Source organism: Phenylobacterium sp., assembly GCF_036495085.1.
Taxonomy (GTDB): Bacteria; Pseudomonadota; Alphaproteobacteria; order Caulobacterales; family Caulobacteraceae; genus Phenylobacterium.
Window position 1 is genome coordinate 41,471 of record NZ_DASXNL010000169.1, and the last position, 10,617, is coordinate 52,087.

Annotated in this window: 7 protein-coding genes; 1 reads left to right on the forward strand and 6 read right to left on the reverse strand. The window is 69.1% G+C overall.

The annotated features are described in order from the left end of the window. Window positions 1-32 precede the first annotated feature (32 nt). Genes nagE through VGI62_RS18510 form a run of 6 tightly spaced genes read right to left on the reverse strand, consistent with a single transcriptional unit; the run spans window position 33 to window position 9,688 of the window. The gene (nagE, locus tag VGI62_RS18485; protein WP_331506020.1) at window positions 33-1,787 is read right to left on the reverse strand and encodes an N-acetylglucosamine-specific PTS transporter subunit IIBC; all 1,755 of its coding nucleotides are present in this window, start codon (window positions 1,785-1,787) and stop codon (window positions 33-35) included. Next, window positions 1,766-4,306 (reverse strand): phosphoenolpyruvate--protein phosphotransferase, encoded by a 2,541-nt coding sequence (gene ptsP / locus VGI62_RS18490; protein ID WP_331506021.1) that lies wholly within the window; start codon window positions 4,304-4,306, stop codon window positions 1,766-1,768. Before ptsP ends, nagE begins: the two co-directional genes overlap by 22 nt. A 3-nt stretch (window positions 4,307-4,309) precedes the next feature. Further along, the gene (locus VGI62_RS18495; RefSeq protein ID WP_331506022.1) at window positions 4,310-6,661 is read right to left on the reverse strand and encodes a family 20 glycosylhydrolase; all 2,352 of its coding nucleotides are present in this window, start codon (window positions 6,659-6,661) and stop codon (window positions 4,310-4,312) included. After that, window positions 6,654-7,835 (reverse strand): N-acetylglucosamine-6-phosphate deacetylase, encoded by a 1,182-nt coding sequence (gene nagA / locus VGI62_RS18500; protein WP_331506024.1) that lies wholly within the window; start codon window positions 7,833-7,835, stop codon window positions 6,654-6,656. The genes VGI62_RS18495 and nagA overlap by 8 nt, the downstream gene beginning before the upstream one ends. Continuing rightward, window positions 7,835-8,929, reverse strand: a complete 1,095-nt coding sequence (locus VGI62_RS18505; RefSeq protein ID WP_414695707.1) for an SIS domain-containing protein — start codon at window positions 8,927-8,929, stop codon at window positions 7,835-7,837. The genes nagA and VGI62_RS18505 overlap by 1 nt, the downstream gene beginning before the upstream one ends. Further along, window positions 8,930-9,688 (reverse strand): GntR family transcriptional regulator, encoded by a 759-nt coding sequence (locus tag VGI62_RS18510; RefSeq protein ID WP_331506025.1) that lies wholly within the window; start codon window positions 9,686-9,688, stop codon window positions 8,930-8,932. A gap of 260 nt (window positions 9,689-9,948) precedes the next feature. Between VGI62_RS18510 and VGI62_RS18515 the strand changes: the two genes are divergently transcribed. Then, window positions 9,949-10,617, forward strand: a 669-nt coding sequence (locus VGI62_RS18515; protein ID WP_331506026.1) for a TonB-dependent receptor plug domain-containing protein, incomplete at its 3' end; no start/stop codon positions are given.

Below are 10,617 nucleotides of genomic sequence, written 5' to 3' on the forward strand. Positions count from 1 at the left end.
TGCGCCGAGCAGGCTGCACAACGCCTATAGTTCTAACTCGCGCTCGTCGGCGTCGCGCCGGCGAGCGTGGGCCCGAATATCAGGTGCAGGCCGCCTGAGGCCGGGCGGGCCAGCGCCCGGAGCCCCAAACCTCGCAGCGCCGTTTCGTCAACGTCGCCGGGAGACTTGAGATTCAACAGCAGACGGCTCGACGTCGTCTCCAGGGATAGGACGTTGTCCGGACCGCCGACGGCGGCCAGCACAGCGGGAAGGTCCGCCGACGTCAGGGCCGCGGACCCCGCCACCGGGGCCTGCGCCGATCGGGCGTCAGGCTGGGCGCCCAGCTCGGCACGGATCTCCCGAGCGACATCGTCAGCCTGGGGTCCCAGCACCACTTGCAGGTCGTGCGGCGTGGGGCGCACAAAACCGCGGGCCCCCAGCGCCTTAAGCGCCGCCTCGTCGACCGCGCCCTGTTCCTCGACCGACAGCCGAAGGCGCGTCGTGCAGGCGTCCACCGAGCGCAGGTTCGCGGGCCCGCCGAGCGCAGCGACGAACGCGCCGGCGCGACTGCCCGCCGCCGCGACTCGTGAGGCTTGAGGCGCCGCCTCGTCCTCGCGCCCAGGGGTCTTTAGGTCGAAACGGGTGATCACCCAGCGGAAGACCCCGTAATAGAGGGCGAAGTAGGCCGCCCCCACCGGCGCCAGCAGCCACGGCCGGGTGGCCTTGTTGAAGTTCAGGACGTAGTCGAACAAGCCCGCGGAGAAGCCGAAGCCCATTCTCACGTGCAGCCCGTCCATCAGCGCCATGGATATCCCGGTCAGCAGGGCGTGCAGGAGGTAGAGAGCCGGCGCCAGGAACATGAAGCTGAACTCGATCGGCTCGGTGACGCCGGTAAGCAGCGCCGTCAGCGCCAGCGACAGCAACATGCCGCCAACCGCCTTTCGCCGCTCGGGCTTGGCCGCGTGGTACATAGCCAGGCACGCGGCCGGCAGGCCGAACATCATCACCGGGAAGAAGCCGGCCATGAAGGCGCCGGCCGTCGGGTCTCCGGCCATGAAGCGGTTCAGGTCGCCCGTCACGCCGTGGAAGTCACCCAGGATGAACCAGGCGATATTGTTGAGGATGTGGTGCATGCCAGTGACCAGCAGCAGGCGGTTGAGCACCCCGTAGACGAAGAGGCCGACGGGCCCTGCAGCCACGACGGCCCGGCTCAGGTTGTCCATGCCATGGCTGAGGCCGGCCCAGCCCAGCCCTACGGCCAGCGCCAGACCCAGGCCCGCGAAACCGCTGACGATGGGCACAAATCGGCGGCCGCCGAAGAACGCCAGGTAGTCTGGCAGTCGTATCGAGCCGAACCGGTTGAAGAACCCGCCGGCTATCAGTCCCGAGAGAATGCCGATCGGCACGCCGAGCTTGGAGATCGCCGCATCCTTGAACGCCGCGGCCGCCAGGGCGGCGGGTTTGCCGGTCAACCCGGCGATGGCGTCGGGCGGCGCTTTGAGCAGGGCCTGCGCGCCATGGGTTGCGACAAGGAAGCAGACGACCCCCGCCAGGCCCGCCGCCCCGTCGTTTCCGCGCGCCAGGCCCACCGCAACGCCGACGGCGAAAAGCAGGCCGAGGTTGTGAAAGATCGCATCGCCCGCCGCGGCCATGAGAGGTCCGGCGATCGCCAGGCCCGGAACGAACGCCAGGTCCGGCTGGCCCAGCCGCAGCATCAAGCTGGCGGCGGGCAAAACCGCAATCGGTAGCATCAGCGCGCGGCCAAGCGGCTGCAGGGCGCCGAGGTTCAGGCGGAGGCGGTTGGGCATGAGGGGGCTCCGGTCGCGGGCGGCGTCGCGTCTTTAAGGCCGCCCGCCAGGCTGCGCACCGCGGCAGCAGAAACCTCGGCGCAGGCCCGGGCGGCAAGCTTGCGGCAGTCGGCGCTGTTCAGGGTGCGGACGAGAGCCTTGATCTCCGGGATCATGGCCGGCGCAGCGGAGAGCTCGGTGACACCCAGTCCAATGAGGATCGGCACAGCGACCAGGTCCGAGGCCAGGGCGCCGCAGACGGCCACCGGCCGCGCGTGCTTGCGCCCGCCCTCCGCCGCCAGACCGATAAGACGCAGCACCGCGGGATGGAGAGCGTCAACCTGCCCCGCGAGCGCCGGATTGCCGCGATCCATCGCCAGCACGTACTGCGCCAGGTCATTGGTGCCGATCGACAGGAAGTCGGCATAGGCGGCGATCAGATCGGCGGTGACCGCCGCAGCCGGCGTCTCGACCATGACCCCCAGCGCCACACCGCCATCATGGCCGGTCTCGCCTCGAACTTCGTCGAGCAGGGCGCGGACCGCCAGGAGTTCAGAAAGGCTCGCCACCATCGGCAGCATGATGCGGCACTGGCCTGCGGGCCGGACGCGCAAGATCGCCCGAAGCTGCGTTCTCAACAGATCCGGATGGCTCAACCCCACGCGGACGCCGCGCAGGCCCAGGGCCGGGTTCTCTTCGCCGGGCAGGTCGATGTAGGGCGCGGGTTTGTCGCCCCCGACATCAAGGGTCCGGATGACCACCGGCAGGTCCGGCAGCGCATCTGCGACGGCTTGGTATTGCGCCGCCTGCTCGGCTTCATCCGGCGGCGTCTGGCGATCCAGGAACAGGAACTCGGTGCGCAGGAGGCCGCAGCCCTCGGCGCCGTTTTCCGCCGCGCGCCGCGCCTCACTTGGCGAGCCGACGTTTCCGCGAACCTCGATCCGGACACCGTCTGCGGTCCGGCAGGGCGCCTTGGCGGCCGCTGCCACCAGCGCCTTGCGCGAAAGGCGCGCAGCGATGCGAGCCCTGGCGGCGTCAACCTGGCTCGACCCGGGATCGGCGGTCAGCAGGCCGGCGTCGCCGTCGACGATCACCGCCTGCCCCGCCGGGATGGCGAGCACACCAGGCCCGGCGGCGACGACCGCGGGAATTCCGAGCGCTGCTGCGATCACCGCGACGTGGGATGTCGGTCCGCCACGCGCTGTGCAAAGGCCCGCGATCTGCCCCTCATCAAGGTGGGCGAGGTCCGAAGGCATCAGGTCGTCGGCCAACAGGATGGCGCCCGCCGGCCAATCGATCTGCGCCCCGCTCTCGCCGCTGAGCTCCAGAAGCACCTGGCGTTGCAAGTCGCGCAGGTCCGTCGCGCGCTCCGCAAGGCGCTCGTCTCCCACCGCCCGCAACGCCTCGACATGGCCCTCGATCGCGTCGCGCCAGGCCACGCCGGCGCTGGAGCCCGCGGAGACCGCGCGGCCCGCAGCCGCGACCAGGTCTTCGTCTTCGAGGATGGCGAGGTGGGCCTGAAGCACAGCGCCGCGCTCCCCGCCGAGCGCGACGGCGCGGGCGGCGAGGCGCGCGGCCGCCGAGGCCACGGCAGCGTCCAGGCGGGCGGCCTCTTCCGCCACGCCGGCGCCGGCCTCGTTCACATGGACCGGCGCCGAGATGAATTGTACTGCGACCCCCATGGCGAACCCTGGTGCGGCGGCGACGCCGACCAGGGCCGAGCCGTCGACTGGGTCCGGCCGTGCGGCGGCGGCCGGCGCGACCTTGGGTTCGGGTGCGGCGTTGATCTGACGCTCGATCAACTCGACCACGCCGGCGAGCGCGGCCTCGGCGCCCTCGCCGCGCGCTGTCAATGCGATCTCGTCGCCGCCGCGCACGCCGAGGCTCATCAGCGCAACAGGGCTCCTGGCGTTTGCCTGGCGTCCGCCGAACAAGACTTCGATCGCTGCGGCGCTGCGCTTGGCTTGCGCGGCGATGAGCGCCGCGGGCCTTGCATGCAGGCCGTGCGCGTGGGTGATCCTCACGTGCTGCGAGGCTGTCGAATGAAGAGCGTGCTCGCCCAGCGGGGAAGGCGCCGCGCCACGTGGCGCAAGCTCAAGGATGGGCTCCCCCGCCGCGACCTCGCACCCGGTCCGCCGCCATGTGACGGCGAAGGATTCCGGATTGGTGAGGATGATCGGCGTCATCACGCTCGGCGCACGTCGGGCGAGTCGATCCAGATCGAAACTGAGCAGGCGCTCGCCGGCCCGCACCCGCTGGCCGTCTGCGACATGGGCCTCAAATCCCTCACCGTCCAAGGCCACGGTGTCGACACCCACATGGATAAGGATCTCCGCGCCGCCCGGCGCGCGCAGGGTCATCGCGTGGCGTGCGTGGTGGACTTTGACGATCTCGCCGTCGCAAGGCGCGAGGATCGTCTCGCCCACCGGATCGATGGCGATCCCTTCCCCGATCAGCCCCTTTGCGAACACCGGGTCGGGAACCTCTTCGAGCGGCGCGGCCCAGCCGGCGACTGGTGCGAGGAGTATGAGCGTCGACACGCCTCAGGACCTCCCGCCGGCCACGCCCGAAGGCAGGGCGAGTTGCACCCAATCGATCGCCAGCATCGGGTCGAAGCCTGCCGAGGTATAGGTGATGCAGAGATCGTGACGGCCGCTTCGCGGCGGCAGCGGCACGGTGACGCTAGCACGATCGCCGACCCCGCCCGGCGGAAGGGGCGCCACGGCGAGCGGGTCGGTGAGGCAGCTGTCCTGACGTACCTCCAACTCGCCGCCGACCAGCCTCGGCGGTCGCACGACGGTGGTGTTGTGGCCGGCGTCGAGGCCGAAGTTGAACGGCAGGCGGACGAACGCCACGGTGACCTTCTCCACGCCCGCAAGCTCTGCGCCCGAGTAGATCCAGCACCGGTCCTGCGGATTGATGAGGTAGGCCGGGTCGGGCCCATTGCCGCTTCTGGCGCCTCCAAGGTTCAGCGCCAGAGCCGGATTGCAGAGGCGCAGCTGCTGGCTCGCGCGCCGGCGGATCGTCGTGGCGTCCAGCGCCTGGTCGGCGACCGGCCCGGCCGCGACGCCATCCATCAGAACGAGCGCGCGCACCCTCGCAGGGAGCTTGACCGAAAAGGGTTGACTGTAAAGCGGCGAGGCTGACTGCGGGGCGGATCCATCGAGCGTGTAGCGAACCTCACCCACGCCGAGCTGGCTCGTCAGGGTGACGCTCGCACCTTCCTCGGCGGGGGAGGCCTCTATGCTCACCGAAACCGCGGCAGGATCTGCCCCGACGCCGAGGGCTGCATAGCGGCTGAACTGCGCCGGGAGGCGGTGAGCGAAACTGGTCCAATCGCGTCTCTCGGGCGCAGACCAGGCAGCCTCCGCCACCGCGGCGATCCGCGGGAAGGCCATCGCCTCGAGCTGCGTCTCGGTGCGGACGTGCTCGGTCCAGACATTGCCCTGCAGGCCCAGGACATGGCGGGCCGCCTCCGGCGTCAGGATCGTTGGAAGAGGGTTGAAGCCATAGACGTCGCGCAGGCTCACGGTCAGGCCGCGACCGGGCGGCTCGCCGGCGCGACTGGCCTGCTGATTGTCGAAATAGAGCACCGGCGCAGGGGCCAGGATCGCGTCATGACCTTTGGCGGCGGCGGCAAGCGCGCCGTCGATCCCATGCCAGGACATCACCACCGCGTCGGCCGGTAGGTCTCCGCCCTGGAGGATCTCGTCCCACCCGACCAAACGACGACCGCGGCCCTCGACGAATCCGGCGATCCGCGCGGTAAAGTCTGCCTGTAGAGCGGCGGGATCCGATCTGCCGAGCGTCTTGAGCCGCGCCTGAGCGGCGGGCGATGTGTTCCACCTCTCCTTGCCCACCTCGTCGCCACCGATGTGGATATAGCGGCCGGGGAACAGTTCCATGACCTCGGTGAGCACGTCCTCAAGGAAGGCGAAGGTCGCCTCGTCGACGTTGTAGATATTGGGAAAGCCGCCCCACCGGACCTGCTCGCTCGGCGTCGGCGGCGCGCCGGCGCTGAACTGCGGATAGGCGAGAAGAGCTGACACCGCGTGCCCCGGCATCTCGATCTCCGGGACGATCTCCACGTGGCGCGCCGCTGCGTAGGCGACGATCTCGCGGATCTGACCCTGGGTGTAGAAGCCCCCGTAGCGACCGGGCGCTCCGGATGGGGCAGCGTCAGGGGAGCCGGGCTCCGGCGTACGCCAGGCGCCTACCTCGGTGAGCTTTGGATATTTCCGGATCTCCAGGCGCCATCCCTGATCGTCCGTTAGATGCCAATGCAGGACGTTCAGCTTGTGCAGCGCCATCCAGTCGATCATCCGCTCGATCTCGGCGGGCCGCTGGAAATGCCGGGCCGAGTCGATCATCAGGCCCCGCCAGGCGAATTGGGGGCTGTCTTCGATCCGCGCGGGGGTGAGCGTCGCCGGCCCGCGCCGGCCGTCTGCCGTCAGCAACTGCCAAAGGGTGACCGCGCCGTAGAAGAGGCCTGCGTCGTCGGTGGCCGTAATCCGCGCCTGGTTCCCTTCGACGTCGAGTCGGTAGGCCTCCGCGCCAAGCCCGCTGCGCCTTTCGATGACGATCGCCGGACCCGTCGCCGGAGTCCGCCCGCTCGTCATCGGCTTGAGTGTCAGGCCGCGAGATTTCAACGCGAGATCGGCGAGGTAGCGCGCCGTAGCCTGCGCGGCGGCGTCGCCCCGGGGCGCGACGATGGGCTCAGCGTCAGCGATTGCGACCGGGGTCGGGTCGGCCGGCTCGGTGACCGAAAGCGGCTCGGGAATGACGTTTATCCGCGCTCCCCCAGCCTGCCCCGCGGGCTGGGCGAGCGCGAGCCCTGGCCCGGCCAACAGCAGCCCGAGAATGGCGGCAGGGGTCCGTCGGACGGGCCTAGCCATGCACCGCCGCATCCCGCCCGCCCTTAGGACCGCCCGTTTCAGAATCCGCCCCGCCGATCCAGGTGTCGAGGACCTTGAGGCTATCGTCCAGCAGCACGAGGTCGGCGCGATAACCGGGGGCGATCCGGCCCATGACGTCACCCAGCCCAAGGAATTCAGCCGGGTTGCGGCTCGCCATCCGCGAGGCGTCGGCCAGATCCAGGCCGAGCAGCCTGACCGCATTGCCCACGGCGCCGGCCATATCCAGATCGGAACCGGCCAGCGTCCCATGCTCGTCGACGCAAACGCCGTCCCTCACAGCGATCGCCTTGCCCTGCAGGACGAAGGACGTCGCCTCGGAGCCCACCGAGGGCATCGCGTCAGTGATAAGGATGAAGCGATCGTGCGACTTGCAGCGCAACGCGACCCGCAAAACCACCGGATCGACGTGGTGACCGTCGACGATGATGCTGCACCAGCTGTCGGCATCTTCCAGGGCGGCCCCGACCACGCCCGGCTCGCGGCTGGTGAGCGGCGCCATGGCGTTGAAAAGATGTGTGAAGCCGGAGAGACCCTTGTCCAAGGCGGAGCGGACGGTTGCGTAGTTGGCGTTGGTATGGCCGGCCGAGACCACGACGCCCGCGGCGACGAGCCGGCCGATCATCTGCGGATTGGTGGTTTCGGGCGCGAGCGTGACCAGGGTGCGGCCGACGCTTAGCGAGGTCAGCAGTTCGAACGCCGCCTCATCCATGCGGCGCAGCTTGCCGAGCTCGTGAATGCCCTTGCGCTTCGGGTTGAGGAACGGCCCCTCGATATGGACGCCGAGCACGCCTGGCACCCCGCCGATGATCGCGGCCCGCGCCCCGACGATGGCGGCTTCAACGGCGGACAGCTCGTCGCTGATCAGGGTCGGCAGGAAGCCCGTGGTGCCGAACTGGCGGTGCGCCCGGCCGATGGCGGCGATGGTCTGGGCGGTCGGCGCGTCGTTGAAGAGGTGGCCGCCGCCGCCGTTCACCTGAATGTCGATGAACCCCGGCAGCAGGAGGCCGCCATAAAGGTCCCGCGTCTCGGCGCCGGAGGCGACTTCGGCGGCGGGGCCCAGGGCGGCGATCCGGCCCTGGCTCAGCCGCACCGCCAAGCCCTCCTCGATCCCGCGATCGGTCATCACCCGACCATTGACGAGCGCCTTGTCCATCAAGTGGTCTCGGTCACTTTGGAGAGGTGTGGCGGGCGATCCGGGTCGAAACCCCGCGCCACCGCAAGTTCGCAGACCATGCGGTAGAAGCCCTGCACGAAGACGATCGGTTCGAGAACCGGGTGCGCGTTGGGCGCGGGCAGCCGAATGACGCCCGCCTGGTCGGCGCCGCCCACCTTCATCACCGAGGCGCCCTGGTTGACGCAGGCCTCGACAGCGGCTTCGACGCCTGGGCGGGTTTCATCGTCCTGGGCGAAGGCGAGTATGGGAAAGCCCTTGCCCACCAGGGCCATGGGACCGTGCTGGACCTCCGCGGTGCTGAACGCCTCGGCGTGCAGGCCGCAGGTTTCCTTGAACTTCAGGGCGGCTTCCTGGGCGATGCCGAAGCCTATGCCGCGCCCGAGCACGTAGAGCGAGCGGGCATCGACAAGTCGCCCCGGAGCCGCCGTCCACGGCCGCCGCCAGGCCTCGGCAAGCAGGTCGGGCAGGCCGTCGAGCGCCTCCAGCAGAGCACCGTCCTCAATCCAGTGGGCCGTCAGCTGGGTGGCTGCGGCGAGCGCGGCGATATAGGACTTGGTCGCCGCAACGCTGCGCTCGGGGGCGGCTCCGAGCGGGATGGTCAGGTCCGCCTGCGCCGCCAGCGGCGAGGCTTCATCGTTCACGAGCGCCACCACGAGCGCGCCCGCCGAAGACGCGGCCTGGGCGGCGGCAAGCAGATCGGGGCTTCGGCCGGACTGCGAGATGGCCAGGCAGAGCATGCCGGCCATCCCGGGCGAGGCGTCATAGACCGAACTGACCGACGGCGCCGCCGATGACGTGACCACGCCGAGCCGGGTCTCGATCAGGTAACGGGCGAAGGTCGCGGCGTGGTCGGAGCTGCCGCGCCCGAAGGTCACCACCGCACGCGGCGGGGCGGCGCGCAGCCGCTTGGCCAGGGCCGCCACGATCGGGGCGTTGCGGATCAGTTGCGTGCGGATGACGTCGCAGGCCTCCGCAGCCTCGCGGAACATCATGGTGGCCTCAGGCACGAGGGCCGCCTTGTCCGTCGACTTGGAAGGAGGCTTCGTACCCAACGCTATCTCATCTGCTGCCATTCACGAGGCCGAGGTATTGAGCTCGGCCACGAAGTCGTAGGCGTCACCGCGATAGTAGGACTTCGTGACTTCCACCGGCCGGCCGTCTTTGAGGAAGCTGCGGCGTTCGATGAGCAACCCCGGAGCGCCGTCCTCAATTCCCATCAGCTTGGCGCGCTCACCGGTGAACAGGATCGCGCGCAACCGCTGCAACGCCCGGACCGGCCGCACCGAGCGTTGTTCAAGGGCTTCATAGAGAGACTCGCCGACTGACATCTCGCTCGCCAGGCAGAAGCCCGGCACGGTGGAATACTCAAGGGCCATCGGCTCGCCGTCGGCGTAGCGGATCCGATTGAAACGGTAGACCTGGCTTCCGGGACTGAGGCCAAGCGTCAGGGCCTCTTCCGGGGTGACCGTGCCGGCCGACCGGCTGAGCCAGACACTCTCGGGGCGACGTCCGCGCGAGATCATATCTTCCGAGAACGACGAAAGCTTCGAGAAGCTCTTTTCGACACGGCTCTCACTGCGCGCGGCCACGAAGGTGCCGGCGCCTTGCCGGCGGGTGAGCATGCCTTCCCCCACCAAGGCGTCGAGCGCCTTGCGTACCGTGATCCTCGAGATTCCGAACTCTTCGGCCAGTTCGCGTTCAGGCGGCAGCGCCTCGTCTGCGGCGAGACGGTTGTCTTCGATCGCGTCGCGCAGGGCCCGCTGCAGCTGCTGGTACAGGGGCGCGCGGTTCTGTTCGCTAAGGCCGCCGACGAGTTGGGAAAACGACGTCAAAACCCTTCCTCTCGTTGGACGCGGCGCCCACTGGCGGCGGCGTCGCTGATCTTTGTGCCACAGGGTAATACCACTTGCATATCAATTATTGATTGGTCTGCAAAAGGGTCGCATTTGGACTTGCATTGCGGCGTGAATTGGTGACAGCTTCGTGACTGGAGCGGTTGTGGTCTATGAGTCCGGGGCCGCGGCCCGCTATTGGTCTTATAATGGGCTTATACGGCTGAGATTTCGGGGCAACCGATATGGGGGAAAGCACCATGGATGTTCGTAGGCGTATTCTAGTCGGTTCGGCCAGCGCGCTCGCTCTGGTCTGCGCGGCCGCAACCCCGGCGCTCGCCGCCGACGCGCCGCCGGCCGTGAGCGAGGTTGTCGTAACCGGCATCCGCGAGTCCTTGCAAAGGGCCATCGAGCTCAAGCGTGCAAGCGACAACAACGTGGAGGTGATCTCCTCCTCCGATATCGGCAAGTTGCCGGACAAGAACGTCGCCGACGCCCTGCAACGCCTGCCCGGCGTGAACACCACCTCGGCGGCCAGCGGCGAAGGCGGCTTCGACGAGAACGACCGCGTCTCCATCCGCGGCACCTCGCCCAGCCTCACCCAGGTGACGGTCGACGGACACCCCGTCTCGACCGGCGACTGGTTCATCCTTGATCAGTTCTCGACCGTCGGCCGCAGCGTGAGCTTCACCCTGTTGCCCGCCGAGATCGTCGACACGACCAAGGTCTACAAGACCCAGGACGCGTCCCTGCTGGAAGGCGGCGTCGCCGGCACCGTCGATATCCTGACCCGCAGGCCTCTCGACCTGCACCAGCCGCTCACCGCCCAGGGGTCGCTCCAGGGCGTCTACAATTCGCTCACCAAGTCGACGAAGCCGCAGGTCAGCGGCCTGCTCTCTTGGCAGAACGCCGACGCCACCTTCGGGGCC